24 protein-coding genes and 1 pseudogene are annotated in these 26,445 nt (G+C 60.5%); 6 read left to right on the forward strand and 19 right to left on the reverse strand.

Annotated elements, in window-relative coordinates; translation table 11 throughout:
- Nucleotides 1-13 precede the first annotated feature (13 nt).
- From emrB to MC269_RS04290, 12 genes are all read right to left on the reverse strand, one after another.
- Entirely contained in the window at nucleotides 14-1,549 is a 1,536-nt protein-coding gene (gene emrB / locus MC269_RS04235; protein ID WP_239954122.1) for a multidrug efflux MFS transporter permease subunit EmrB, read from the reverse strand.
- 16 nt (nucleotides 1,550-1,565) lie between these two features.
- Nucleotides 1,566-2,738 carry a multidrug efflux MFS transporter periplasmic adaptor subunit EmrA gene (gene emrA, locus MC269_RS04240; RefSeq protein WP_239954124.1) on the reverse strand — a complete coding sequence of 391 codons (1,173 nt, stop codon included), beginning with the start codon at nucleotides 2,736-2,738 and terminating at the stop codon, nucleotides 1,566-1,568.
- A 147-nt stretch (nucleotides 2,739-2,885) separates the two neighbouring features.
- Nucleotides 2,886-3,416 carry a transcriptional repressor MprA gene (mprA, locus tag MC269_RS04245; RefSeq protein WP_081142432.1) on the reverse strand — a complete coding sequence of 177 codons (531 nt, stop codon included), beginning with the start codon at nucleotides 3,414-3,416 and terminating at the stop codon, nucleotides 2,886-2,888.
- A gap of 316 nt (nucleotides 3,417-3,732) precedes the next feature.
- Nucleotides 3,733-4,920, reverse strand: a complete 1,188-nt coding sequence (locus MC269_RS04250) for an MFS transporter (protein WP_239954126.1) — start codon at nucleotides 4,918-4,920, stop codon at nucleotides 3,733-3,735.
- Between the two features lie 145 nt (nucleotides 4,921-5,065).
- Nucleotides 5,066-6,064, reverse strand: coding sequence for a glycine betaine/L-proline ABC transporter substrate-binding protein ProX (gene proX / locus MC269_RS04255; protein WP_239954128.1), 999 nt, complete (start codon nucleotides 6,062-6,064; stop codon nucleotides 5,066-5,068).
- 58 nt (nucleotides 6,065-6,122) lie between these two features.
- Nucleotides 6,123-7,262, reverse strand: a complete 1,140-nt coding sequence (gene proW, locus MC269_RS04260) for a glycine betaine/L-proline ABC transporter permease ProW (RefSeq protein ID WP_239954130.1) — start codon at nucleotides 7,260-7,262, stop codon at nucleotides 6,123-6,125.
- Nucleotides 7,259-8,455 carry a glycine betaine/L-proline ABC transporter ATP-binding protein ProV gene (gene proV, locus MC269_RS04265; RefSeq protein WP_239954132.1) on the reverse strand — a complete coding sequence of 399 codons (1,197 nt, stop codon included), beginning with the start codon at nucleotides 8,453-8,455 and terminating at the stop codon, nucleotides 7,259-7,261. The genes proW and proV overlap by 4 nt, the downstream gene beginning before the upstream one ends.
- A 383-nt stretch (nucleotides 8,456-8,838) precedes the next feature.
- On the reverse strand, nucleotides 8,839-9,798 hold the full coding sequence (gene nrdF / locus MC269_RS04270; RefSeq protein ID WP_081142449.1) for a class 1b ribonucleoside-diphosphate reductase subunit beta: 960 nt from the start codon (nucleotides 9,796-9,798) through the stop codon (nucleotides 8,839-8,841).
- Between the two features lie 8 nt (nucleotides 9,799-9,806).
- Entirely contained in the window at nucleotides 9,807-11,945 is a 2,139-nt protein-coding gene (nrdE, locus tag MC269_RS04275) for a class 1b ribonucleoside-diphosphate reductase subunit alpha (protein WP_239954134.1), read from the reverse strand.
- Nucleotides 11,915-12,325 (reverse strand): class Ib ribonucleoside-diphosphate reductase assembly flavoprotein NrdI, encoded by a 411-nt coding sequence (gene nrdI, locus MC269_RS04280; RefSeq protein WP_239954136.1) that lies wholly within the window; start codon nucleotides 12,323-12,325, stop codon nucleotides 11,915-11,917. Before nrdI ends, nrdE begins: the two co-directional genes overlap by 31 nt.
- A 4-nt stretch (nucleotides 12,326-12,329) precedes the next feature.
- Complete coding sequence (locus tag MC269_RS04285; RefSeq protein ID WP_239954138.1) at nucleotides 12,330-12,572, reverse strand: redoxin NrdH; 243 nt, start codon at nucleotides 12,570-12,572, stop codon at nucleotides 12,330-12,332.
- Nucleotides 12,573-12,875: 303 nt separating this feature from the next.
- Complete coding sequence (locus MC269_RS04290) at nucleotides 12,876-13,193, reverse strand: DUF883 family protein (RefSeq protein WP_081142414.1); 318 nt, start codon at nucleotides 13,191-13,193, stop codon at nucleotides 12,876-12,878.
- Nucleotides 13,194-13,345: 152 nt separating this feature from the next.
- Between MC269_RS04290 and MC269_RS04295 the strand changes: the two genes are divergently transcribed.
- The 4 genes from MC269_RS04295 (at nucleotide 13,346) to MC269_RS04310 (ending at nucleotide 16,652) form a co-directional block, all read left to right on the forward strand.
- A complete protein-coding gene (locus tag MC269_RS04295) occupies nucleotides 13,346-13,681 on the forward strand; it encodes a DUF2002 family protein (RefSeq protein WP_081142412.1) in 336 nt (111 codons plus the stop codon).
- Nucleotides 13,682-13,815: 134 nt separating this feature from the next.
- Complete coding sequence (gene mmuP / locus MC269_RS04300) at nucleotides 13,816-15,222, forward strand: S-methylmethionine permease (protein ID WP_081142410.1); 1,407 nt, start codon at nucleotides 13,816-13,818, stop codon at nucleotides 15,220-15,222.
- On the forward strand, nucleotides 15,212-16,147 hold the full coding sequence (gene mmuM, locus MC269_RS04305) for a homocysteine S-methyltransferase (protein WP_239955062.1): 936 nt from the start codon (nucleotides 15,212-15,214) through the stop codon (nucleotides 16,145-16,147). Before mmuP ends, mmuM begins: the two co-directional genes overlap by 11 nt.
- A gap of 85 nt (nucleotides 16,148-16,232) precedes the next feature.
- Nucleotides 16,233-16,652 (forward strand): hypothetical protein, encoded by a 420-nt coding sequence (locus MC269_RS04310; RefSeq protein WP_081142406.1) that lies wholly within the window; start codon nucleotides 16,233-16,235, stop codon nucleotides 16,650-16,652.
- A 6-nt stretch (nucleotides 16,653-16,658) separates the two neighbouring features.
- Here the strand turns inward: MC269_RS04310 and speG are convergent, their stop codons facing one another.
- Genes speG through MC269_RS04340 form a run of 6 tightly spaced genes read right to left on the reverse strand, consistent with a single transcriptional unit; the run spans nucleotide 16,659 to nucleotide 22,232 of the window.
- Nucleotides 16,659-17,204 (reverse strand): spermidine N1-acetyltransferase, encoded by a 546-nt coding sequence (gene speG / locus MC269_RS04315; RefSeq protein WP_033791956.1) that lies wholly within the window; start codon nucleotides 17,202-17,204, stop codon nucleotides 16,659-16,661.
- A gap of 60 nt (nucleotides 17,205-17,264) precedes the next feature.
- The gene (locus tag MC269_RS04320; protein ID WP_081142404.1) at nucleotides 17,265-17,942 is read right to left on the reverse strand and encodes an ABC transporter ATP-binding protein; all 678 of its coding nucleotides are present in this window, start codon (nucleotides 17,940-17,942) and stop codon (nucleotides 17,265-17,267) included.
- Entirely contained in the window at nucleotides 17,935-18,768 is an 834-nt protein-coding gene (locus MC269_RS04325) for an ABC transporter ATP-binding protein (protein WP_081142402.1), read from the reverse strand. Before MC269_RS04325 ends, MC269_RS04320 begins: the two co-directional genes overlap by 8 nt.
- Nucleotides 18,758-19,615, reverse strand: coding sequence for an ABC transporter permease (locus MC269_RS04330; protein ID WP_239954140.1), 858 nt, complete (start codon nucleotides 19,613-19,615; stop codon nucleotides 18,758-18,760). The genes MC269_RS04325 and MC269_RS04330 overlap by 11 nt, the downstream gene beginning before the upstream one ends.
- Nucleotides 19,612-20,664, reverse strand: coding sequence for an ABC transporter permease (locus tag MC269_RS04335; RefSeq protein WP_239954142.1), 1,053 nt, complete (start codon nucleotides 20,662-20,664; stop codon nucleotides 19,612-19,614). The genes MC269_RS04330 and MC269_RS04335 overlap by 4 nt, the downstream gene beginning before the upstream one ends.
- Entirely contained in the window at nucleotides 20,664-22,232 is a 1,569-nt protein-coding gene (locus MC269_RS04340) for an ABC transporter substrate-binding protein (RefSeq protein WP_239954144.1), read from the reverse strand. Before MC269_RS04340 ends, MC269_RS04335 begins: the two co-directional genes overlap by 1 nt.
- 606 nt (nucleotides 22,233-22,838) lie before the next feature.
- On the opposite strand from MC269_RS04340, the pseudogene mgtA reads away from it, so the two are divergent.
- Together mgtA and mgtU are read left to right on the forward strand one after the other, a co-directional pair.
- Nucleotides 22,839-25,533: pseudogene (mgtA, locus tag MC269_RS04345) on the forward strand (magnesium-translocating P-type ATPase).
- 10 nt (nucleotides 25,534-25,543) lie between these two features.
- Nucleotides 25,544-25,630 carry a magnesium transporter protection protein MgtU gene (mgtU, locus tag MC269_RS18810; RefSeq protein ID WP_371824373.1) on the forward strand — a complete coding sequence of 29 codons (87 nt, stop codon included), beginning with the start codon at nucleotides 25,544-25,546 and terminating at the stop codon, nucleotides 25,628-25,630.
- A gap of 84 nt (nucleotides 25,631-25,714) precedes the next feature.
- Here the strand turns inward: mgtU and MC269_RS04350 are convergent.
- Nucleotides 25,715-26,412 (reverse strand): IS1 family transposase gene (locus MC269_RS04350; RefSeq protein ID WP_239952247.1). Its coding sequence is split into 2 segments (ribosomal slippage): nucleotides 25,715-26,163 and nucleotides 26,163-26,412, totalling 699 coding nucleotides; the frame shifts between segments, so codons are not numbered across the junction.
- Between the last annotated feature and the right edge of the window lie 33 nt (nucleotides 26,413-26,445).

Below are 26,445 nucleotides of genomic sequence, written 5' to 3' on the forward strand. Positions count from 1 at the left end.
TTTGTTGCTGCGTTTAGTGCGCGCCGCCGCCGCCGCTGCCGGAACCAAACGGCGGGCGAGCGAACCAGATCAGCACCAGCAGAATCAAAAACACCCCAGCCGACGCCCAGAAGATCTCATTGGCAGAGATGATCAATCCCTGATTAGTAATCTGCTGCGCGATATAGGCCGACGCCTGCTGGTGGGACATGCCCATGCCTTCCAGCTGTTGATACATTTGCTGCGCGTTCGGGTTATAAGGCGTAATCGATTCGCTAAAGGTGCTGTGATGCATCGACTCCCGATTGGTCCACAGCGTAGTGGTAATCGAGGTGCCAATCGATCCCGCCAGGGTGCGCACAAAGTTCGACAGGCTCGACGCCGCCGCCAGCCGCTCGGGCGCCAGCCCGGACAGGGTGATGGTGGTGAGCGGCATAAAGAAGCAGGCGACGGCGAACCCCTGGATAAACTGCGGCCAGGCGGACGCGCCGAAGTCCATTGAAGGCTCGAAGGTGTAGGCGCGCCAGTAGAAGCAGATGGCGTACATAATAAAGCTAAAGGTCACCAGCCGGCGCATATCCAGCTTATGGGCGAAGCGGCCGATAATCGGCGACAGGATCACCGGAATAATCCCCACCGGCGCCGACGCCAGCCCGGCCCAGGTGGCGGTGTAGCCATAGACCTCCTGCAGCAGCTGCGGCAACAGCACAATCGAGCCGAAGTAGAGCATATAGGCCAGGCTGATCGAGAGACAGCCGATGGTGAAATTGCGCGACTTAAACAGCGCCAAATCGACAATCGGATGGTCGTCGGTCAGCTCCCACACCAGCAGCACCGCCAGCGACACCACGGCGACCACCGTCAGCACCACAATCTCGGTGGAGTTAAACCAGTCAAGCTCCTTGCCGCGATCCAGCATCACCTGCAGACAGCCGATACCCACCACCAGCAGCACCAGACCCACCACGTCGATCGGGCGAACCTCGGTGCGCGTCTCGCGGCCGCGCAGCGTCTGCAGCGTCAGCATCACCACCACGGCACCAATCGGCACGTTGATAAAGAAGATCCAGCCCCAGTGATAGTTATCGCTGATCCAGCCGCCGAGGATCGGGCCGCAAATCGGTGCGACGATCACCGTCATCGCCCACAGCGAAAGCGCGATGCTGCGTTTGGCCGGCGGGTAGTTGCTTAGCAGCAAACTCTGCGACAGCGGGATCAGCGGGCCCGCCACGATGCCCTGAAGAATACGGAAGAAAATCAGCATCTCCAGGCTTTCCGACATGCCGCACGCCCAGGAGGCAAGGGCGAACAGCACCGTCGCCCAGGTAAAGAGTTTCACCTCGCCGATGCGCTTCGCCAGCCAGCCGGTAATCGGGATGGAGATGGCGTTCGCCACGCCGAACGAGGTGATCACCCAGGTGCCCTGCGAGTTAGAGGCGCCCAGATTGCCGGCAATGGTCGGGATCGCCACGTTAGCGATGGTCGAGTCCAGCACCTGCATAAAGGTCGCCAACGACAGCGCAATCGTCATCAGGACCAGCGGCGCGCCTTCTAGCGGTTTTTGTGCCATAACAGCCTCCGCGTCATCATCCGGCGTTGGCGCGAACGATATCCGCGATCAGCTGATTCGCCGGCGCCAGATCGATCGCCAGCGCATTGCTGCTGTAGGCGGCCTGCTGGCGAACGCTGGTGGCGAGCATGCTGCCGTCGGCGTTGGTGGTATCGATTTTCACCAGCGTCGACAGGCCAATGCGCAGCGGATGCTTGACGATATCGTCCTGATTCAGCTCGATACGCACCGGCAGACGCTGCACCACTTTGATCCAGTTGCCGGTGGCGTTCTGCGCAGGCAGCAGCGAGAAGGCGCTGCCGGTGCCCATATCCAGGCCGACCACTTTGCCGTGGTAGACCACGTCGTCGCCGTAAATATCTGCCACCACCGTGGCGTCCTGGCCAATGCGCACGCCCGCCAGCTGCGTCTCTTTAAAATTGGCGTCGATCCACAGATTGGTGGCGGGCACCACGGCCATCAGCGCGCTGCTGGTGTCGATCTGCGAACCGACCTGCACGCTGCGGCGCGACACATAGCCGTCCATTGGGCTGCGAATATCGGTGCGCTGCAGCGCCAGCCAGGCGTCGCGCAGTTCCGCGGCGGCCTGTTTCACCGCTGGCTGCTCTTCCAGCGAGGTGTTGAGGATCATCGCCTGATTGGCGTTATACTGCTGCACCGCCACGTCGAGCTGCGCTTTCGCGGTGGCGACCGCGTCGCGCGAGTGCTGCAGCTCTTCACGTCCGATAAGATTAGAGGCGCCCAGCGGCTCGCGGCGTTTCAGATCGGCTTGCGCCTGCGCCAGCGCGGTTTGCTGCAGCGCGATACTCGCCTGATACTGCTTCGCGTTGATCATCAGCTGATGCGTCTGACGCACGCTGGTGGCCAGCGCGGTCTGCGCTTTTTCAAACGCCTGCTCGGCGTCGGTTTTATCCAGCGACACCAGCACGTCGCCTTTTTTGACGAAATCGGTGTCGTCAAACCAGACTTTATTGACGCTGCCCGAGACCTGCGCCATTACCTGCACCTGATTTCCCGCCACGTAGGCGTCGTCTGTTTCCTGGAAGTGCCGCAGCACCAGGAACCAGTAAACGCCCCATGCGATGCCCGCCAGCACAAAAAGCAGCGCCAGCAGAAGCAGCACTTTTTTACGCGTCTTCTTTTTATTGGCTGGCTGTTGCGGGCTTTGCGCCTCCGCAGTTGCACTCATCTCACTCTCCAACTGTTTCATAGGATCGGGGCGCGATCGTCCCTTTCACGGAGCCCGAGTCGAAAAAAGCCAGCGACAGAGCGCTGGCCGGATAAAAGGGGATTAAAATAACGGTTTCGACAGGTGATTGTGTCGCAGTTCTTGCTATTAACGAGAGAGGGAAGCGATGACCTGATCTTCGTCCATTTTGTCGAGACGATTGAGCAACTTACGCGTGATGCCTTCCAGCTGCGATTTTTCGTCTGTGGAGAGTGAAGACCACAGATACTGCAGGCTCTGATGCTGAGGCGGCAGCAGCTGACGCAGGAACTCGTTGCCTTTTTCGGTGAGATGCAGGTGGAGGCAGCGACGATCGTTGTCGCTCTCGCGGCGTTCGATCCAGCCGCGTTTTTCCAGCTCATCGGCGATGCGCGTTGCGTTAGTGCGCGAAGAACCCAGCGCGGCGCTCAGCTCAGACGGCTGAATGCTCTGGTTTTCCTGCGCGTCCAGGGTGATCAACGCCATGAATAAGGTTTCGTTAATTCCCTGCGCCTTTAACATCTTGTTGCGGTTTTCCAGCAGCTTCCCCTGCATGTGCATGCACAGACGCGTCAGAATGATTTCGTGCAGCGGGAAATCTTTGTGGCGATTTGCGCGGATGTTAAGCATCTGTTCAATGGGAGTAAACGAACTTTCCATTATAAAAAAACCTCACTAGTTGCAGCTAATATAGTAACGATGGTGACAGATTAAGCGTAGTCATTTTTACTCCGCGCAATTGTTCAGAAGATCACACTGTCGTCATCAGGTGTTTCCAGGTCAATCCGTAACCCTGGGCACAAAACCCTCGCTCGCTGCCGCCTTCGGCTACAGGACGCGTTATCAAAACGGGAAGAAACTTTTTGTTTGCTAAATAATTTCGCAAGAAAAAATAACTTCTGTGAATAAATTTGCTGCTAACCATAACAAAACTAACCATTCGTGACCAGACTCAATCACTTTTTTGGCATTTTATTTACTTACTTAAGGGCGTTTCGAAGCGGTAGCCGCGCCACCAGATCAGCAGGTTGAGCAGCGTCATTACCACGCCAGCGGCGCAGACGCCGTACCAGCCAGCGATATGAAAAGCGTTGGCGGAAAGCACCGACCCACACGCGCCGCCGATAAAATAGCTGGTCATATAGCCAGCGGTCAGGCGGTTGCGCGCCTCCGGCATCTGGCTATAGATCACGCTCTGGTTAGTGATATGCACGCCCTGAACGGCCAGGTCGAGCAGCAGAATGCCGACGATTAGCGCGATTAAAGCGTGCGCGCCCAGCGCCGTCATGCCCCAGGAGGCGAGCATAATGAGCAGGCCCAGCGAGGTGGTGAGCCGCGCTTTGCCTTTGTCCGCCAGCGATCCCGCCTGACGCGCCGCCAGCGCGCCCGCCGCGCCGACCAGACCCAGCAGGCCGATTTCCCCTTCCGTGTAGTTATAGGGCGGCGAGGCAAGCAGAAACGCCATCGAGGTCCAGAGCACGCTAAAGTTGGCGAAAGAGAGGCAGCCGGTCCAGGCGCGGGTGCGGATAACGCGATTCGCCCGGTAGAGCTGGAAAATCGACTTCAGCAGCTGCGGATAGTTAAGCGACACCGACTGTTTGACCTGCGGCAGAAAGCGCCACAGCGCCAGCGCCATCAGCACCATTAACGCGCTGGCGACCCAGTAAACGGTGCGCCAGCCGCCGAGCTGCGCCAGCGCGCCCGCCACGGTGCGCGCCAGCAGGATGCCGAGCAGCAGGCCACTCATCACCGTGCCCACCACTTTGCCGCGCTTCTCCGGCGCCGCCAGCGTCGCGGCGAGCGGCACCAGGATCTGTGCCACCACCGAGAACAGCCCGGTCAGCACCGTACCCAACAGCAATAGAGCAAAAGAGGATGAGGTGGCGGTGATCACCATGCCGCCCGCAGCCAGCAGGCTCATGCTGACAATCAGGGCGCGGCGCTCCAGCATATCGCCAAGCGGCACCAGCAGCAGCAAGCCGCAGGCGTAGCCGAGCTGCGCCGTGGTGACGATAAATCCTGCCAGGCTGACGGAGAGGCCAAAGTCGTTGGCGACGGTATGCAGCAGCGGCTGCACATAGTAGTTGCTTGCCACGGAGAGGCCGGTGGCGAGAGACATCAGCAGCACCAGCGCGGGCGTCAGGCTTGGGCGATTTGCATTCATGGACAGTTAAGGCAGGCAGTAATAATCATAATCGGGTAATAGTAACCCAAAAAACTATTTCATTGATGTGTAAATTAACAGGACGTACCAGTCGGTTCGCTGAGCAGCGAAGGGGCGGAGAGTCCCGCCCCGAAAGGAGTCGCGTTTATTTCGCCGCCGCGAGCGCCTCTTTGATCCAGCCGTCGAACTGCTGCTGGTGGGCCTTGATCCAGCCGTCGACGTGGCGATTGATATCCGCCTCTGACGCCTGACCGGCGTGCATCGCCGCATTTTCCGCGTTGATGTCGCTAATCGACAGCTTCATCTCGGCAAACAGCTTCGCCGCCGCCGGGTTCTTCTCCGCCCAGGCTTTGTTCGCCACAATATGCATGGTATTAACCGGGAAGCCGTAGTTGGCGCCGTTCGGTAGCTTGGTGTCGACCTTGCTCTGCGCGCCCGGCAGCGACGAGAACGGCACCTGCAGCCAGACCACGTCGCGGCCCGGCTTCAGCACGTCGCTCAGCCAGTAGGGCGTCCAGGTGTAGTAGAGGATCGGCTTGCCCTGCTTAAAGCGCGCCAGCGTGTCGGCCACCATTGCCGAGTAGTTGCCCATATTGGCAGTGACGGTATCGCTCAGGCCGAAGGCGCTGTTCTGATGATTGATAACCGCTTCGCAGCCCCAGCCCGGCGTACAGCCGGTCATATCCGCCTTGCCGTCGCCGTTGCTGTCGAACAGCTGCGCGATTTTCGGATCTTTCAGCTGGGCGATATTGGTGATGTGATACTGCTCGGCGGTTTTCTTGTCGATCAGGTAGCCCTGCGCCGCGCCAGAAATATAGGTGCCAGCGCGATAGAACTTTTTATCGCCGCCCGCGGCGTTGTACATGTCGTCGTGCAGCGGCTGCCAGTTGGTGGCGACGAAGGTAATGTCGCCGGAGGCCATTGAGGTATAGGCGACGTTGTAGTCGATTTCACTCGGCTTTTCGACGCTGTAGCCCAGCTTCTCTAGCGCGCGGCTCACCAGCAGCGTCTGAAAACCCTCTTCGGCGATGGTGCTCTGCGCCGGCTTAACGGTAATGCCTGTGCCCGGCAAATCGGCCGCGGCGGCGTGGGAGAGGGCGAACGTGGTCAGCACGGCGGCGAAAAGAGGTGCGGTCTTGCGCATAGTTATTCCTTATTGTCGGCGTTGCGAGGCGGGCGACCGCGACGGGCCGCCCGAAAAATCAGGCTTTACGGAAAGGGCGCGTCAGCAGGCCAATCGGGCCGCTATGGCTCCAGCGGCGGCTGCCTCGGCTGCGACCGTCGCGACCCACGGACTGGGTTAAACGGTCGAGGATAATGGCGAGGATCACGATGCCGACGCCGCCGACGGTGGCGAGTCCCATATCGAGACGGCCGATGCCGCGCAGCACCATCTGGCCCAGCCCGCCGACAGCGATCATCGAGGCGATCACCACCATCGACAGCGCCAGCATCAGCGTCTGGTTGACGCCCGCCATAATGGTCGGCATCGCCAGCGGCAGCTGCACCTTGAACAGCATCTGACGCGGGCTGGCGCCAAAGGACTCGCTGGCCTCGATCAGATCGGCGGGCACCTGCTTGATGCCGAGAATGGTCAGGCGCACCATCGGCGGCAGGGCGAAGATAATGGTCACCACCACGCCAGGCACGTTGCCGATGCCGAACAGCATCACGATCGGCACCAGATAGACGAACGCCGGCGTGGTCTGCATCGCGTCCAGCAGCGGACGGATGATGCGGCCCGCACGCTCGCTGCGCGCCAGCCAGATGCCGAGCGGCAGTCCGATAACGATGCAGAACAGTAGCGCGGTCAGCACCAGCGCCAGCGTCACCATCGCCTGCGACCAGGCGCCGATAGCGCCGATCAGCACCAGCGAAATCAGCGTCGCGACGCCCATCGCCGGGCTGGCGATCTGCCAGGCGATCAGGGCGAACACCACAATCGCCACCGGCGCGGGCAGGCTCTGCAGCAGCTGCTGAAAGGCGCTAAGGATGTAGTCCACCGGCACGCGAATGCCCTGAAACAGCGGTCGGAAATGGGTCACCACCCAGTCGATGCCTTCCGTTACCCAGCGATCGAGTGGAATCAGGGACTTGTGAAAGGGATCGAGCAGGTTGAAATGCTCCGGCTGCGGCGCCGGGGCGCTGGCCAGCCAGTCACTGCTGCTGGTGGCGGCGTCATGCGCGCCACCGCCGTCCGGGGTGCCCCAGGCGTCAGCGCCGCTGCTGGCGGGCGCGGCATCGCCTGCGCCGGACCAGGGATCGCTGCTCGACTGCGCGGCGGCGTCGGTTTGAGGCGCAGCACTGGCGCTCTCCCACGGATTACTGTTCTGTTCACTCATGATAGAGCTCCCTCACGATCTAAAGCGCGTAACAACATGCCTTTGGAAATAATCCCGACGTATTGATCTTCTTCGCCCACCACCGGCACAGCGCAGGGCGCGTGTGCGACGTGGCCGAGCAGATCGTTCAGCGAGGTATCAGAGGGAACGGCGGTGGGCGCGTCGAGCAGGGCGCTGTCGAGCCCTTCGCCTGCCGCCAGCGCCGCTTTCAGCGAGTCGGTAGAGACCACGCCGACAAACTTTTGCTTCTCCAGCACATAGCCAAATTCGCGATCTTCATCCTGCAGCAGTTTGATGGCGGAGCGTGGGCCGAAGCCGGGCGCTTTACGGATCAGCGCGCCCGCGCTGCGGCGCGCGATATCTTTTGCGCTAAAGACGTGGCTGATATCGACGCCGCGGAAGAAGGTGCGCACATAGTCGTTGGCCGGGTTATTCAGGATGTCGTCCGGCGTACCCACCTGCACCACTTCGCCGCCCTGCATAATGGCGATGCGGTCGCCGATGCGCATCGCTTCGTCGAGATCGTGGGAAATAAAAATAATGGTGCGCTGGTGTTTCGCCTGCAGCTTTACCAGCTCATCCTGCATTTCGGTGCGGATCAGCGGATCGAGCGCGGAAAACGCCTCGTCCATCAGCAAAATATCGGGATTAATCGCCAGCGCGCGGGCTAATCCAACGCGCTGACGCATGCCGCCGGAAAGTTCGTCGGGATACGCGTGAGCGTAATTTTCCAGCCCGACCTGACGCAGCGCATCCAGCGCTTTTTCCTGACGTTCCGCCAGCGCCACGCCGGCTAATTCCATGCCGAAGGCGGTATTATTTAGCACGGTCATATGCGGCATCAGCGCAAATGACTGGAACACCATGCTTATTTTATTTCGGCGCACGTCGCGCAGTTCGCTGTCGGATATTTTAGCGATGTCGACGCCGTCGATGATGACCTGACCTCGGGTGGGTTCTATCAGACGATTGAGAAGGCGAACCATGGTCGATTTTCCAGAGCCGGAGAGTCCCATGATGACGAAGATCTCGCCTTCTTCAATGGCCAGACTGGCGTTCTTGACGCCGAGCGACAACCCGGTTTTTGCCAGTATTGTCTCTTTGCCTTCCCCTTTCTCAATATATTTAAACGCGCGATCGGGGTTTTCCCCAAATATTTTATAAAGGTTTTTTACTTCAAGTTTAATTGCCATGCAGTGATGAAATCCTGATTAAATTAATTGAAGTTCAGCTTTCCCGGTTAAATTTAAGCGGCTCATACCGTAACACACTGACATTATCTGACAACCCTGAATGGCGATATTTATGGCGGAATAGCAGGCGTGAAGCGCAGAATTCCCAGTGCTCACAAGGGATAAGGGGGAGCAAATTTTTTCCCGGTGTGAGATCAAATTATGCGGATTTGATGCTGAAAAGCAGAAAATTGTCAGAAAATGAGAGGGTGAAAAAAGGAAATTAACGCGTTATGAAAGAAGAATAGCGGGGAAATAAATAGCGACTTTCGCCGCAATATTGGGTAGCCAGACGGGCGGAAAGGAGAATAACGTCGGGCCGCGACCGGCCCGACGCCAGAGGATTAAAAGTCCCAGTCTTCGTCTTCGGTTTCTACCGCTTTGCCCATCACGTAGGAGGAGCCGGAGCCGGAGAAAAAGTCGTGATTTTCATCGGCGTTTGGCGACAGCGCGGCGAGAATGGCCGGGTTCACCGTGGTCAGCTCCGCCGGGAACAGCGCCTCGTAGCCCAGATTCATCAGCGCCTTGTTGGCGTTGTAGTGCAGAAAGGTTTTCACCTCTTCCGCCCAGCCGACGTCGGCGTAGAGCGCCTCGGTATAGGCGACCTCATTCTCATACAGCGCCAGCAGCAGATCGTAGGCGAACTGCTGCAGCGCCTCTTTGCGCGCGTCATCCACCTGTTCCAGCGCCTGCTGGTACTTGTAGCCGATGTAGTAGCCGTGCACCGCTTCGTCGCGAATGATCAGTCGAATCAGATCGGCGGTATTGGTCAATTTGCCGCGGCTTGACCAGTACATCGGCAGCCAGAAGCCGGAGTAGAACAGAAACGATTCGAGAAACACGCTGGCGATCTTTTTCTTCAGCGGATCGTCGGCGCGGTAGTGCTCAAGAATGATGCGCGCCTTGTTCTGCAGCGCCTCATTCTCTTCGCTCCACTGATAGGCAGCGTCCACGTCGCTGCTGTTGCACAGCGTCGAGAAAATCGAGCTGTAGGATCGCGCGTGCACCGCCTCCATAAAGCTGATATTGGAAAGCACCGCCTCTTCATGCGGCGTCAGCGCATCCGGCATCAGGCCCGGCGCGCCGATCACGTTCTGAATGGTGTCGAGCAGCGTCAGGCCGGTAAACACCCGGATAGTGAGCTGCTGCTGCTGTGGGTTCAGCGTCTGCCACGCGGGCAGATCGTTGGAGAGCGGCACCTTTTCCGGCAGCCAGAAGTTGCTGGTCAGACGGTTCCACACCTCCAGGTCTTTCTCGTCCTGAAGGCGGTTCCAGTTAATGGCCTGAATCTGTTGTAGTCGCATAGTTTTCATCACAACGCGCAGGAAACGCAGCCCTGCACCTCCGTGCCCTGAAGCGCCATCTGGCGCAGTCGAATGTAGTAAAGCGTTTTGATGCCTTTCTTCCAGGCGTAAATCTGCGCTTTGTTAATGTCACGCGTGGTGACGTCGTCGCGGAAGAACAGCGTCAGCGACAGCCCCTGATCGACATGCTGCGTCGCTTCGGCATAGGTGTCGATAATCGCCTCAGGCCCAATCTGATAGGCGTCCTGATAAAGCTCCAGGTTCTCGTTAGTCATAAAGGGCGCCGGATAGTAAACGCGTCCGGTTTTCCCCTCTTTGCGGATCTCAATGCGCGACACAATCGGGTGAATGCTTGACGTGGCGTGGTTGATATAGGAGATCGAGCCGGTAGGCGGAATCGCCTGCAGGTTCTGATTGTATAGCCCGTGCGTCATCACCGATTCACGCAGCGCCTGCCAGTCGGCGCGGGTCGGCAGCGTGATGCCGGCGGCGGCGAACAGCGCGGCCGCGCGTTCGGTGCGCGGCAGCCAGTCGCGCTCGACATACTTATCGAAATAAGCGCCGCTGGCGTAGGCCGAGCGTTCAAAGCCGTCGAAACGCTGCCCGCGCTCCTGCGCCAGCTGATTAGAGGTGCGCAGCGCGTAGAAGGTGACGCAGTAGAAATAGAGATTGGTGAAATCAAGCGCTTCCGGTGAACCGTAGGCGATGCCTTCCCGCGCCAGATAGCCGTGCAGGTTCATCTGGCCCAGGCCGATGGCGTGCGAGCGCTGATTGCCTTCCGCGACCGACGGCACCGAGCCGATATGGCTCATGTCGGACACCGCCGTCAGGGCGCGCACTGCCACCGCCACGGTATTAGCCAGATCGCGTGAGTCCATAGCGTGCGCGATATTCAGCGAGCCCAGGTTGCAGGAGATATCTTTGCCGACGCGGCGATAGCTGAGATCCTCGTTGAACTCGCTGGCGCTGTTGACCTGCAGGATCTCCGAGCAGAGATTGCTCATATTGATGCGCCCGGCGACTGGATTGCTGCGGTTTACGCTGTCCTCGTACATGATGTAGGGATAGCCCGACTCGAACTGGATCTCTGCCAGCGTCTGGAAGAAGTCGCGCGGCGCGATCCAGCTTTTGCGGATGCGGTCGTCCGCCACCATCTCTTCATACTTCTCGCTGATGCTGATATCGCCGAACGCCTGGCCGTAAATCCGCTCGACGTCGTAGGGCGAAAAGAGCGCCATCTGGCGATTCTCTTTCGCCAGCTGGAAGGTGATATCAGGGATCACCACGCCGAGCGACAGCGTCTTGATGCGGATCTTCTCATCGGCGTTTTCCCGCTTGGTGTCGAGAAAGCGCAGGATGTCGGGATGGTGCGCGTTGAGCCAGACCGCGCCCGCGCCCTGACGCGCGCCGAGCTGGTTGGCGTAGGAGAAGGCGTCCTCCAGCATCTTCATCACCGGGATCACGCCCGACGACTGGTTTTCGATGCGTTTGATCGGCGCGCCGTTTTCCCGCAGGTTAGAGAGCAGAAACGCCACGCCGCCGCCGCGTTTAGAGAGCTGCAGCGCCGAGTTCACCGCGCGGCCAATCGACTCCATGTTGTCTTCGATGCGCAGCAGGAAGCAGGAGACCAGCTCGCCGCGCTGCTGTTTGCCGCAGTTGAGGAAGGTCGGCGTCGCCGGCTGGAAACGCCCGCTCAGCATCTCTTCCAGCAGCGCGCGCGCCAGCGTTTCGCTGCCCTGCGCCAGCGTCAGCGCCACCATACAGGCGCGCTGTTCGAAGCTTTCCAGATAGCGTTTGCCGTCGAAGCTCTTCAGCGTATAGCTGGTGTAGAACTTCCACGCGCCGAGAAAGGTTTTGAATTCAAAGCCCCAGGCCGCCGCCTCGTCATGGAAGCGGCAGAGAAAGTCGAAGTTGTACTGATTCAGCACCGCCGCTTCGTAATAGCCTTCCGCTACCAGATAGCGCAGACGCTCCGCCGCGCTGGCGAACGCGAGCGTATTCGGCGCGACATGCTGCAGAAAGAACTGGCGCGTCGCTTCCTGATCTTTGCTGAACTGGATGCGGCCGTCGGCATCATAAAGATTCAGCATGGCGTTCAGCGCGTGGTAGTCGAGCGCTACGCCATTGAGGGTGTCTGTTGTTGCCAAAATTGAGTTACTCCCGCTTTAACCGTGGCGATGTCTTCCGGCGTTCCCATTAGCTCAAAGCGGTAGAGCACGGGAACCTGGCATTTCTGCGCGATAATGTCGCCGGCCAGGCAGTAAGCCTCGCCGAAATTGCGGTTGCCCGCTGCGATCACGCCGCGAATGCCGCGCCGGTTCGATTCATCATTAAGAAAGTGGATCACCTGTCTGGGCACCGCGCCGCGGCTGCCGCCGCCATAGCTCGGCACCACCAGAATGTAGGGCTGCTGCTGCTGCAGACGTGCGGCGAGGTCGAGCGGAATGCGGCGCGCGGGCAGGCCCAGACGGGTAATAAACCGGTGGGTGTTCTCCGACTGGCTGGAAAAATAGACCAGTGGAAACATGGGATTATTCTCCTGCCGCCGCGAGCTGGCGCAGGCCGGCGATTTTATCCGGGCGGAAGCCGCTCCAGTGATCGCTGTCCGCCATCACCACCGGCACCTGGCGGTAGCCGAGGGATTTCAGGCTGTCGATGGCGTCAGGCTGCGTGTCGAGGTTGATCAGCTGATAGTCGATGCCCTGACGATCCATCGCGTTTTTGGTGGCGTTGCACTGGACACAGTTATCTTTAGTGTAAATAATAATGCGCATGATTCGTATTTCCCTTTGCTCATGGACAGGGTGATGGGGTAGCGCCGTCTACGCCTGAATTTGTGGCGTCGCTGTGGCTCGCATCTGGTGTCTGGATGATAGAGTGAATACTAGATATAGTGCCTGATAAATTCAAGCATACCAGATATAGGGATTTGGACTGAGGATCGCTAAAATCCTGCTAACGCCAGGCTGCATGCGGGCCGAGGCAAAAGGAAATTTTTTTGTAAAGGCGGGCGGCTAAAAAAAGCGCAAAAAAAAGCCTCGCGATGGCGAGGCCCGGTTTTCTTCTGTTACGCGGTGTTAGCGACGGCCGACCAGCAGGGCGCCCAGCACCAGCCCGACAGCGGCACCGATGCCGACGCCGTGCCAGGGTTTGTCATGCACATAGGCATCGACCTGGGTGCCTGCGTCGCGCGCGGCCTGCGACACGCGATTATGACCGCCGTTCAGCTTCGCGCGCGTCTGCTTCAGCAGCGCCTGCGCCTGGCTGCGCGCAGAGTCCACTTCATCTTTCGCTTCGCTGCCGTAGGATTTCAGCAGCGCTTCCAGCGAATCCGCGAGATCGTTCACATCCTGGTTAACATCAATGTCATCGTTTTTAGTGGTTCGATTAAACATTTTTTCGCTCCCTTTGATTTTAAACGTAATACTGAGTGTAGACGATACGCGGATAAACGCATCGGCAGGACCGGGGTTTAGGGAAATTCCGAAAGCCGCATGGCGGCGTGCTGTTGTAAGGTTGCGAGGCTTGAAAGAAGAGAGGAGAGAGCATGTATTTACGACCCGATGAGGTAGCGCGCGTTCTGGAAAAGGCGGGATTTGAAGTCGATGAGGTCACGCCGAAAGCCTACGGTTATCGCCGTGGCGACAGCTATGTTTACGTTAACCGCGAAGCCCGTATGGGACGCACGGCGCTGGTGATCCACCCCACGCTAAAAGAGAAGAGTCAGCCGTTTGCCGAGCCGGCGTCTGAAGTCAAAACCTGCGATCACTACACGCGTTTTCCGCTCTATCTGGCGGGCGAGTCGCAGGAGCACTACGGTATTCCCCACGGTTTCAGCTCGCGCGTCGCGCTGGAGCGCTATCTGCAAAGCGTCTTCGGCTGACAACAGGCCGCCCCGTCAGCGCGGGGCAAGGCGTCTTTTTTTAGCAAAACCTTATCTTTTCCCACGTTGCAATTTTGCGCAGCGACGCGTATAAACCTGCCATATAGATGTTTAGACGTCCATATGGGTAAAAGATGAGCGAGCAGGAAAACCCGTCACGGGATCAATTTAAGCGCACCATGAAAACACGCCATCTGGTGATGTTGTCGCTGGGCGGCGTCATCGGCACCGGGCTGTTCTTTAATACCGGCTATATCATTTCCACCACCGGCGCGGCGGGCACGCTGCTCGCCTACCTGATCGGCGCGCTGGTGGTCTGGCTGGTGATGGTCTGTCTGGGCGAACTGTCGGTGGCGATGCCGGAAACCGGCGCGTTCCACGTCTATGCGGCGCGCTATCTCAGCCCGGCCACCGGCTACACCGTTGCCTGGCTCTACTGGCTCACCTGGACGGTGGCGCTCGGCTCCAGCTTTACCGCCGCAGGCTTCTGCATGCAGTACTGGTTTCCGCAGGTGCCGGTGTGGATCTGGTGTCTGCTGTTCTGCGTCGCGATCTACCTGCTGAATATCATCTCCACGCGCTTCTTCGCCGAAGGGGAGTTCTGGTTCTCGCTGATCAAAGTCGTCACCATCATCGCCTTTATCGTGCTGGGCGCGGCGGCGATGTTCGGCTTTATTCCACTGAAAGCGGGCGGCGCCGCGCCGGGGCTGAGCAATCTCACCCAGCACGGCTGGCTGCCGCACGGCATCCTGCCGATTATCATGACCATGGTGGCGGTTAACTTCGCCTTTTCCGGCACCGAGCTGATCGGCATCGCCGCCGGGGAAACTGAAAATCCGCAGAAGGTGCTGCCGCTGGCGATCCGCACCACGGTGGCGCGGCTGATTATCTTCTTTGTCGGCACGGTGCTGGTGCTGGCGGCGCTGATCCCGATGGATCAGGCGGGTATCGTCAAAAGCCCCTTTGTGGTGGTATTTGAGAAGATCGGTATTCCTTACGCGGCCGATATTGTTAACTTCGTTATCCTGACGGCGATCCTCTCGGCGGCGAACTCCGGGCTCTACGCCTCTGGGCGCATGCTTTGGTCGCTGGCGAATGAGAAGACGCTGCCGCGCTGCTTCGCCCGCGTCAATAAACGCGGCGTACCGCAGCTGGCGATCACCGTCAGCATGCTGGGCGGCGTGCTGGCGCTGCTCTCCAGCGTTATCGCGCCGGACACGGTGTTCGTCGCGCTCTCCGCCATCTCCGGCTTCGCGGTGGTGGCCGTCTGGCTCAGCATCTGCGCCTCGCACTACATGTTCCGCCGCCGTCATCTGGCGCAGGGCAGGGCGCTGAGCGAGCTGGTCTACCGCGCGCCATTCTACCCGCTGACGCCGATACTCGGCTTCGTGCTCTGCCTGCTGGCGTGCGTTGGGCTGGCGTTCGATCCTTCGCAGCGCATCGCGCTCTGGTGCGGCATTCCCTTTGTGCTGCTCTGCTATGCGGTTTACGCTGCTACCCATAAAAAATCGCAGGCTGAGGAGGCCAATGATGCAGCATAATTCCGTGGCGCAGGCGCTGGCTGAAAACAGCACGCTTATTCTGGACGGCGCGCTGGCAACAGAGCTGGAGGCGCGCGGCTGCAATCTGGCAGACGCGCTCTGGTCGGCAAAGGTGTTAATGGAAAACCCCGAGCTGATCTATCAGGTGCACCATGACTATTTCGCCGCCGGGGCGCGCGTCGCTATTACCGCCAGCTACCAGGCGACGCCGCAGGGCTTCGCCGCGCGCGGGCTGGACGAGGCGCAGTCGCTGCAGCTGATCGCCCGCAGCGTTGAGCTGGCGCGACGCGCGCGCGACGACTATCGCGCCGCAAGCCACAGCCAGGCCGCGCTGCTGGTGGCGGGATCGGTCGGGCCATACGGCGCCTTTCTCGCCAACGGCGCGGAGTATCGCGGCGATTATGCGCTGCCCGAAGCGGAGATGAAGGCGTTTCACCGTCCGCGCGTGCAGGCGCTGCTGGCGGCGGGCGCGGATCTGCTGGCGTGCGAAACCTTGCCTTCGTTCGCCGAGGCGCAGGCGCTGGTGGCGCTGCTGGCGGAGTTCCCTTGCGCGCAGGCGTGGTTCTCTTTTACGCTGCGCGACGCGCAGCACATCAGCGACGGCACGCCGCTGCGCGAGGTAGCGGCCTTTCTGCACGCCCAGCCGCAGGTTGTTGCGCTGGGCATCAACTGCGTGGCGCTGGAGCAGACGACGCCGGCGCTGGCCGCGCTGCAGGCGCTGACCAGCAAGCCGCTGGTGGTCTATCCCAACTCCGGCGAGCAGTATGATCCCGTGAGCAAAAGCTGGCACTCTGCGCCGTCGGGCTGCACGCTGCACGACAAACTGCCCGAGTGGCGCGCCGCCGGCGCACGGCTGATCGGCGGCTGCTGCCGCACCACGCCGCAGGATATCGCCGCGCTTGCGCACGACTGTCAACCGCAATAAAGCGCAGAAAACAGGCGATGCTAAGGCGATTAACAGCGCAAGGGCGGTTTACACTGCCCTTTCTGACTCTTTAGCGGATCCCTTCATGAAACTGCGACTTGTTATCCTTGCCGCCGCGCTGCTGCTGAGCGGCTGCGCCTCGATTGTCGGCTCGTCGAGCCAGGCGGTGCGTATCGACTCTCAGCCGCAGGGCGCGCGCTTTACGATACAGGATGAGGACGGACGGTCGGTGGCGGAGGGCTACACGCCGCAAACCGTGGATCTGGCGAAGTCGACCGGCCGCTATTTCGGCAAGAAGCACTATCAGGTGATGCTGGAAAGCCCGGGCTACGTGCCGGTAACGCTGCCGATCGAAGGCAAAGCCAACCTCTGGTATCTGCTCGGCAATATTCCGCTGGGCGGTTTTCCCGGCTGGTTGCTGGTCGATCCCTTCAACGGCGGCATGTACAACCTGCAGCCGGAACATCCGCGCCCCTTCCTTAATCCGGTCGGCGCGCGCGGCTGACGGGCACTACTGCGCGGTGGGCTTCACCATCGCGCCGCCTGAGCGGAACCGCTCCAGAAACTGATGCTGGAAAATGCACATGCGGATGGTGTTGCGGTACTCGCCGTTGATAAAGAACTCGTGCTTCAGCACGCCCTCGGTCTCAAACCCCAGCTTGCTGTAGATGTGGATCGCCTTTTCATTCTCCTGATCGACGATCAGATAGAGCTTGTAGAGATTCAGCACGGAAAAACCGTACTCCATCGCCAGCTTCGCCGCCTGGCTCGCCAGCCCTTTGCCCTGATGCGCCGGGTCGATAATGATCTGAAACTCGGCGCGGCGATGCACGTGGTTGATCTCCACCAGCTCCACCAGCCCCGCTTTCTGACCGTCGTGCTCGACGACAAAGCGGCGCTCGCTCTGATCGTGAATATGCTTGTTGTAGAGGTCGGAGAGTTCGACGAACGCCTCGTAGGGCTCTTCAAACCAGTAGCGCATTACGCTGGCGTTATTGTCCAGCTGATGAACGAAGTGCAGATCTTCCCGCTCTAGCGGGCGTAGCTTAACCGTCATAAAAGCCTCATTGCTGATAGATTACGCGCGAGTATAGCGTGCCCACTCGCGCGTGATCCATCAGGCACCGATCTGCTCGACGATGCGGCCCTGGGCCATGCGCGCGGCGCGATCGCACATATGATCGATCACGTCGGGATCGTGGCTGACCAGCACCATCGTCAGGCCGTCGTCGCGCTTGAGATCGTTCAGCAGGTTGAGGATCTCCGCCTGCACCGACATATCCAGCGCCGAGGTTGGCTCATCCAGCAGCAGGATTTTCGGCTCCAGCAGCAGCGCGCGCACGATGGCTACGCGCTGGCGCTGGCCGCCGGAGAGCTGATGCGGGTAGCGATCCGCCAGCGCCGGATCCAGCCCAACGTGGCGGAAGCCCTGATTGATGCGGTCGTCGATATTATCGCGGCGCAGCAGCTTCAGCGGCTCCGCCAGGGTGCGGCGCAGGCGATGGCGCGGATGCAGCGAGGCGTAGGGATCCTGAAACACCATCTGCACGTCCCGGCGCAGCTGGCCGGTAAAGGGCTTGCCCGGCGCGACGTCGCTGCCCGCCAGCCGCATCTTGCCTTGCCAGTGCGGATTGAGTCCGGCCATCACCCACAGCAGCGATGACTTGCCGCAGCCGGAGGGGCCGACCAGGCCGAAGCACTCGCCGGCGTTCACCTGCAGATCGACCTCATGCACCACGGTGCGCAGTTCATAGCCCTGTTTATGCGCGACGCTGAGCCGCTGAAGATTAATCATGGTTCGCCTCCAGCGCGGCGCGATCCAGCACCGGCAGCGCTTCGCCGTGGGTCGCTTTGCTCGGACGGCACGACCATAGCGTGCGCGTATAGGGATGGGTAGCGCGCGGCAGCTCCGCAGCGGGCAGGGTGTCAAGCACGCGGCCCTTGTACATCACCATCACGCGCTCGCAGTGTTCAGAGACCTGCTGCAGATCGTGGCTGATCAGCAGCAGGCCCATATTGCGCGCCTCCACCAGGCGTCGGATCAGCGCCAGCACCTGATCGCGCATGGCGTGATCGAGCGCCGAGGTTGGCTCGTCGGCGATCAAAAATGCCGGATCGGTGATCAGGGCGATCGCCAGCATCACGCGCTGGCCCATGCCGCCGGAGAGCTGGTGCGGATAGCGCTGCATCAGCTGGCGCGGCTGCGGCAGGCCCACAGCGTCGAGCATCTCGCACACCTTCTCTTTGCGCTCGCTGCGGCTCAGGCGGCGGTGCAGCAGCAGCGGCTCCTCGACCTGCCAGCCGATGGTGCGCGTCGGGTTAAGGGCATATTTCGGGTCCTGCATCACCATCGCCACCGTATCGCCGCGCAGCGCGCTCCAGGCTTTTTCGCTCAGGCGCAGCGCGTCGTGGCCCGCCACCTCCAGCTTCTGCGCATGCAGATGCAGCGCTGGCGAGAGCAGGCCCATCAGCGAGCGGGCGGTGAGGGATTTGCCGGAGCCGGATTCGCCTACCAGCGCCACGCGCTCGCGGCCGATGCGGAAGCTGATGTCGTCCACCAGCAGCGCGTCGTCGCTGCGGATGCTCAGCGACTCGGCGTGAAGTAACAGATCATTTGGCATGGCGGGTATCCAGTCGGTCGCGCAGGCCGTCGCCTGTCAGGTTAAAGGCCAGGCTGGCGAACAGGATCGCCGCGCCGGGCGCGGCGGCGACCCACCACTGGTCGAAAATCACTTTGCTGCCTTCCGCCACCATCGAGCCCCATTCGGCGGTCGGCGGCTGTACGCCCATGCCGAGAAAGCCGAGACCGGCGGCAGAGAGAATAATGCCGCCGAGGCTCAGCGCGGCGCGCACCACGGCGGTCGGCATGCAGAGCGGCAGAATATGGCCGAACATCAGGCGCAGCCCGGTGATGCCCTGCATGCGCGCGGCGGCCAGATAGTCGCTGCGGCGTAGCGCCAGGGTTTCGGCGCGCGCCTGGCGGGCAAAGGGCGGCCAGCTGGTGAGTGCCAGCGCGAGTGCGCCGTTCATCAGGCCTGGACCGAGCATCGCCACCAGCGCCAGCGCGATCACCAGATTGGGCAGCGAAAGAAAGATATCGGTAATGCGCATCAGCACGCGCTCCGTCCAGCCGCCGACGTAGCCAGCGGTGATGCCCACCAGCAGGCCGACCGGAATGGTCAGCACAAGGATCAGCGACACCAGCAGCAGCGTCGGGCGCGCGCCATAGATCACGCGGGAGAGCAGATCGCGGCCGAAGCCGTCGGTGCCAAACCAGTGCTGCGCCGACGGCGGCAGCAGGCGCGCCGAAATGGTCTGCAGATTAGGGTCGACAGGCGCCAGCAGCGGCGCGAACAGGGCGGTCAGCACCAGTATCGCCACCAGCGTCAGGCCGATAGTCAGCGAGGTGACGCGACGGCGGCGGCGGCGCGGCCGCACGGTTTCGAGTTCGGAAAGTTGTTGCGTCATCGGGTTCTCGGATCGGTTAACCAGGTTAAGGCGTCCGCCAGGGCGTTCAGCAGAATAAAGCAGGCGCCGATCAGCAGCGTGGAGCCGAGGATGGCGGGCGTGTCGGCGGAAAAGAGCGCGTTGGTCATATAGCGCCCGACGCCGGGCCAGGCGAAGACGGTCTCGGTCAGCACCGAGCCTTCCAGCAGCGTGGCGTAGGAGAGGGCGATCACCGTCACCAGCGTGCCCAGCACGTTAGGGAAAATATGGCGCAGCAGAATGCGGCCGCGACCGGCGCCCTTGGCGCGCGCCAGCGTCACATACTCTTTGCTGCTCTCTTCCAGCAGCGCGGCGCGCAGCAGACGGGTAATGCCCGCCATCGCCAGCAAACCGAGGATCACCACCGGCAGCCAGAGGTGAGCAATGGCGTTGCGGAACATCTCGCGATCGCCAGAGAGCCAGCTGTCGATCAGCTCGAAGCCGGTTTTCGGCTCCAGCGTATAGACGTAGAGATCGTCGAGCCGTCCCGGACCCGCCGACCAGTGCAGCACGGCGTAGAACAGCAGCAGGCCGAGCAGGCCGAGCCAGAAAACCGGTACCGAATAGCCGAGCAGCGAAATAAAGCGCGCCACGTTGTCGATCACGCTGCCGGGTTTCCAGGCGGCGAGCAACGCCAGGCTGATGCCGAACACGGCGGCAAAGATCATCGAGCAGGTTGCCAGCTCAATGGTCGCGGGAAAGGTTTGCATCAGGTCGTTCGCCACCGGCTGACTGGTCAGGTGGGAAAGGCCGAGATCGCCGCGTGCCAGGTGCGCCAGATAGCGCCAGAACTGCACCAGCACCGGCTGATCCAGCCCCAGCTCGTGGCGCACCTGCGCGTAGGTCGCTTCGCTGGCGTGATCTCCGGCGATCTGCTGCACCGGATCCACCGGCGACAGGTGGGAGAGCATAAAGGTAAAGGCCAGCAGCCCGAGCAGCGTCACCAGCAGCGACAGCAGGCTGGTGACCAGCCGCGACAGGCGCGGCCAGAGGTGCCGGGCGAACCCGGCCTCCGAGGCTGACTGCGCCATTATTTGCTGACCTGTGAGTAGTAGACCATGTCAGGGTTGATGCCCTGCACGTAGCCTTTCAGGTTGTCGCGCAGCGCGATCAGGTTGCGTGCCTGCAGACCGATCACGTACGGCGAGTTTTTCAGCACCGATTCCTGCATCGCTTTATAGAGCGCCACGCGCTTCTGCGGATCGCTCTCTGCCGTCGCCGCCAGCACCTGCTTGTTCAGCTCGGGAATATGCCAGTCGGAGCGGTAAGCGATGGTTTTGCTGCCATCTTCCGGGTTATAGGCGAATGAGGCGGCGTTGGTGTTAGGGTCGAAATAGTCCGCGCCCCAGGCGTTCAGCGTCGCCTGATATTTATGCGCCTTCACGCTGGTAGAGACTTCGGAACTCAGGCCAGGCTGCACGTTGATCTTCACGCCGCCTTTGGCGAAGCTGCCCTGCAGCGCCTGGGCGATATCGAGGTAGGGCGGCTGGTTGCTGGTGGAGAGATCGAAGCTGACGTTGGTCAGGCCCGCTTTCTGCAGAATCGCCTTCGCCTTTTCAGGATCGTAGCTGTAAGGGGTGTCATTGACCGCGCCGAGGAAGCCCTTCGGCAGGAAGGTCTGATGCACGTCGAACTGGCCTTTCAGCAGATCGTTGGCGATGCCTTTGTAGTCGAACAGGTAGCGCGCCGCTTCCCACAGCGCCGGGTTTTTCAGGGTGTCGTTGCCGCCGACGTTGAACTGAATGTAGTAGAGCGACGCCATCGGGTAGGCTTCCGTCTTCACGCCTGCTTTGCCCTTCAGCGCGGCGATCTGATCGGCGCCCAGGTTACGCGCGATATCCGCGTCGCCCTGCTCCAGCAGCAGACGGCGCGCCGCCGGCTCCGGCACGTTTTTGATCAGCACGTTTTTCAGCTTCGGCGCGCCGCCCGGCGAGGTCGGGTTAGCGGTCAGCAGCACCACCTGATGCAGCACCACTTTACGGATCTGATAGGGGCCGCTGCCCGCTGAATTGGTCGCCAGCCAGCCGTTGCCCAGATCGCCGTTTTTCTCGTTCGCCTTCACGGTTTTTTCATCGACGATAGAGGAGACCGGCGCAGAGAGCAGGCTCAGCACATAGGTTGGGCTGACGTTGGCGGTCCAGCTGATCTGCACATGGTTGTCGTCCACTTTTTTCAGGAAGCTGTCGACGTTCTCTTTGGTCCAGCCGAGCTGCGTCAGGATAAAAGAGGGATCGAGGTTAAGCTTCACCACGCGACCCAGCGAGAAGATCACATCTTCCGGGCGCAGCGGATTGCCGCTGGAGAATTTGGCGTCTTTGCGCAGTTCGAAAGTCAGGCTGCGGTTGTCGCTGCCAGGCTGCCAGCTGCTGGCGAGCGTGGGTTTCAGATCCGTCGGGTTTTGCGGATCGGACTGGACCAGACGCTGATAGAGGTTGGTAAAGGCCTGCACGCTGGTCAGCTCAAACCCTTTAGCGGGATCGAAGCTGTCGGCGTCGTCAATCGACTGCGCGATAACCAGCGTATCTTTCGGCGTGGCGGCCTGTGCGGCAAAGGCGGCTGCTAGCGAGAGCGCCAGCAGAGAAGCAGCGGTTTTTTTCATGGTATTTCCTTGCCTTATAAAGTAGTCACGCGAGTGTACGAGAGGGCTTAAGGGAAGAATAGTCTATTATTGGCTAACCTTATGCATAAAAGTTATAAGTGTAGCGGGCTGGTTATAAGGGCGGCAAACCGGCGTTAACTCAGTATAGAGAAACAGAACCTCAACGAAACCTGTTTAGCCTCTTTTTCAGCTTTACCCTTTAGCCGGCGCGCCTATAATAGCGGCAACTTTCTTCTGGAGAATTCACTTGGACAGTCATTCGAACTATTTACTGACACGGGCAAGCTGAATTTCCATGCTGCTTGCCATCCGGCGGGCAGCAATCCTGTTTAATAACGATTGCTTCCTGAATAACCTGTTTAAGGTAAGGCGATCGTTATGCTGCTTTTTACTCACGCTCTGTTTCCTCCTCCTCGCTGCGCGTAGCTGACTGGCTGCGTTTTACGCCTGCGCGTTCTCGCCACGTCGATACGATGTTGCGCTGAGAGCATTACACCTGCGGCTTATTCGCCCGTCACGCTACGCATCCCCGTAAATATTTTCTTTATTACGCACGCTTATTTTCGCGTGCCGGGATCGCTTTGCCTGTTACAGGGAGAATTTATCATGTCCGAATTAAAACTTGAAAATCAGGCGCTGGCAAAGAATAGTCGTGCCTCTGCGCGCAACGCCGCAAAACCTTATTTAATCGAGCAGGAAGCGGCGCGAACGGTCGAAGAGACGCTGGCCCATCTGCACAGCCATGAACAGGGGCTGAGCCAGCAGGAGGCGCAGCGTCGGCTGGCGCAGTTTGGTCCTAACGATGTGGCGCAGGAGAAAGCGCCGCCCGCGCTGCTGCAGCTGCTGATGGCGTTCCACAACCCCTTTATCTACGTGCTGCTGGCGCTGGCGCTGGTGAGCTTTTTCACCGACTACTGGCTGCCGCTGCGCGCAGGAGACGCGGGCGATCTTACCGGCGTCATTATTATCAGCACCATGGTGACGCTGAGCGCGCTGCTGCGCTTCTGGCAGGAGTTTCGCACCAACCGCGCCGCGCAGGCGCTGAAGTCGCTGGTGCGCACCACGGCGACGGTGATGCGCGACGGCGTGGCTCAGGAGATCGCCATGCGCGAACTGGTGCCCGGCGATATCGTGCTGCTCAGCGCGGGCGATCTGGTGCCGGCTGACGTGCGCCTGATCCGCTCACGCGATCTTTCCGTCAGTCAGGCGGTGCTGACAGGCGAGTCGCTGCCGGTAGAGAAGGTCGATCTCAGCGCCGAAGTGGCGGCGAAAAGCAGCGGCGGTCAGCCGGGCGGCAACAGCCTGCTGGCGCTGGATAACGTCTGTCTGATGGGCGCCAGCGTCGCCAGCGGCAGCGCGCGCCGCGGTGGCGGCGACAGGCAGCCAGACTTACTTCGGCTCGCTGGCGAAATCGCTGGTCGGCAGTCGCGCCGAGACCGCCTTCGATCGCGGCGTCAATAGCGTCAGCATGCTGCTGATCCGCTTTATGCTGGTGATGGTGCCGGTGGTGCTGCTGATTAACGGCTTCAGCAAAGGCGACTGGATCGACGCCACGCTGTTCGCGCTGGCCGTCGCCGTGGGGCTAACGCCGGAAATGCTGCCGATGATCGTCAGCTCCAACCTGGCGAAAGGGGCGATGGCGATGGCGCGCCGCAAGGTGATCGTTAAACGGCTGAACGCCATCCAGAATCTCGGCGCGATGGATTTGCTCTGCACCGACAAAACCGGCACCCTGACGCAGGATGAGATCCAGCTGTCGCACGCCTTTAACTGCGCCGGCGAAGAGGATGCGCGCGTGCTGCTGCTCGCCTGGCTGAACAGCAGCAGCCAGACAGGCAGCAAAAATCCGATGGATCGCGCGGTGACGCGCGCAGGGGAGGCGCAGGTCAGCGAGGCGCAGCGCAGCCGCTATCACAAACAGGATGAGCTGCCTTTTGATTTTGCCCGCCGCCGCGTGTCGGTGCTGCTGGAGGATTTGCAGCAGGGCGAGCCGCTGCTGATCTGCAAAGGCGCGGTCGAGGAGATGCTCGCCGTGTCGGACAGCATTCGCGTCAACGGCGAACGGCTGCCGCTCTGCGCAGCGCGGCGCGCGGCGCTGCAGGCGCAGGCGGAAGCCTACAACCAGCAGGGCTTCCGCGTGCTGCTGCTGGCGACGCGCGAAGGAGAAACGGCGCTGCCGCTGACGCAGGCGGATGAGCGCGAGCTGACGCTGGAAGGTATGCTGACCTTCCTCGATCCGCCGAAAGCGAGCGCGGCACAGGCGATTCAGGCGCTGCGCGCCAGCGGCGTGGCGGTCAAAGTGCTGACCGGCGATAACCCAATTATCACCGCGCGCATCTGCCGCGAGGTGGGGCTGGATGCCAGCGCGCTGCTCACCGGCGACCAGATCGACGCGATGAGCGATATGGCGCTGGCGCAGGCCGCCGAGCAGAGCTGTCTGTTCGCCAGGCTGACGCCGCCGCAGAAAGCGCGCCTGGTGCGCCTGTTCCAGCAGAACGGCCACACGGTCGGCTTTCTCGGCGACGGCATTAACGACGCGCCGGCGCTGCGCGACGCCGACGTGGGAATTTCGGTCGACAGCGCGGCGGATATCGCCAAAGAGTCCTCCGACATTATTCTGCTGGAGAAGGATCTGCGCGTGCTGGAGGCGGGCGTGCTGAAAGGGCGCGAAACCTTCGGCAACATCATCAAGTACCTGAACATGACCGCCAGCTCAAACTACGGCAACGTCTTTTCGGTGTTGATCGCCAGCGCCTTTATTCCGTTTTTGCCGATGCTGTCGATTCATCTGCTGCTGCAGAACCTGATGTACGACATCTCCCAGCTGGCGCTGCCCTGGGACAAAATGGACCCGGAGTTTCTGCGCCAGCCGCGCAAGTGGGACGCCAGCAATATCCGCCGCTTTATGCTGTGGATGGGGCCGACCTCGTCGCTGTTTGATATCAGCACCTTTGCACTGATGTGGTTCGTCTTCGGCGCCAACCACGCGGGGGCGCAGTCGCTGTTTCAGTCAGGCTGGTTCGTGGAGGGATTGCTGTCGCAGACGCTGGTGGTGCATATGCTGCGCACCCAGAAGATCCCCTTTATTCAGAGCCGCGCGGCGCTGCCGGTGCTGCTGACCACCTGTGCCATTATGGCGCTCGGCATCGCTATTCCCTTCTCGCCGCTCGGCGCGATGGTCGGGCTGGTGCCGCTGCCGCTCGCCTATTTCCCGTGGCTGGCGGCGACCCTGTTCGGCTACTGTCTGGTGGCGCAGGGCATGAAGAACCTTTACATCCGCCGTTTCGGCCAGTGGTTTTAGGAGGGCGGCGATGAAAAGAGCAAGGCTTGACCGCGCCTTTGTCGGCGTTGTGGTAATAGCAATCGGGCTGATTTTGCTGACGGTGTTCCTGCGATAAACCAGAGGCGGCGAGGCGACTCGCCGCTTTTAATACCGCTGGTGCGCTCGACGCGCTGAGCGTTGCGGGGGTAATGACTCCAACTTACTGATAGTGTTTTATGTTCAGATAATGCCCGATGACCTTGTCATGCAGCTCCACCGATTTTGAGAACGACAGTGACTTCCGTCCCAGCCTTGCCAGATGTTGTCTCAGATTCAGGTTATGTCGCTCAATGCGCTGAGTGTAACGCTTGCTGATAACGTGCAGCTTTCCCTTCAGGCGTGATTCGTACAGCGGCCAGCCATCCGTCATCCATACCACGACCTCAAAGGCCGACAGCAGGCTCAGAAGACGCTCCAGTGTGGCCAGAGTGCGTTCACCGAAGACGTGCGCCACAACCGTCCTCCGTATCCTGTCATACGCGTAAAACAGCCAGCGCTGACGTGACTTAGCACCGACGTAGCCCCACTGTTCGTCCATTTCAGCGCAGACAATCACATCACTGCCCGGTTGTATGCGCGAGGTTACCGACTGCGGCCTGAGTTTTTTAAGTGACGTAAAACCGTGTTGAGGCCAATGCCCATAATGCGTGCACTGGCGCGACATCCGACGCCATTCATGGCCATATCAATGATTGTCTGGTGCGTACCGGGCTGAGAGGCGGTGTAAGTGAACTGTAGTTGCCATGTTTTACGGCAATGAGAGCAGAGATAGCGCTGATGTCCGGCAGTGCTTTTGCCGTTACGCACCACGCCTTCAGTAGCGGAGCAGGAAGGACATCTGATGGAAATGGAAGCCACGCAAGCACCTTAAAATCACCATCATACACTAAA

It is taken from the genome of Pantoea sp. Z09 (assembly GCF_022394795.1).
Taxonomy (GTDB): Bacteria; Pseudomonadota; Gammaproteobacteria; order Enterobacterales; family Enterobacteriaceae; genus Pantoea; species Pantoea latae.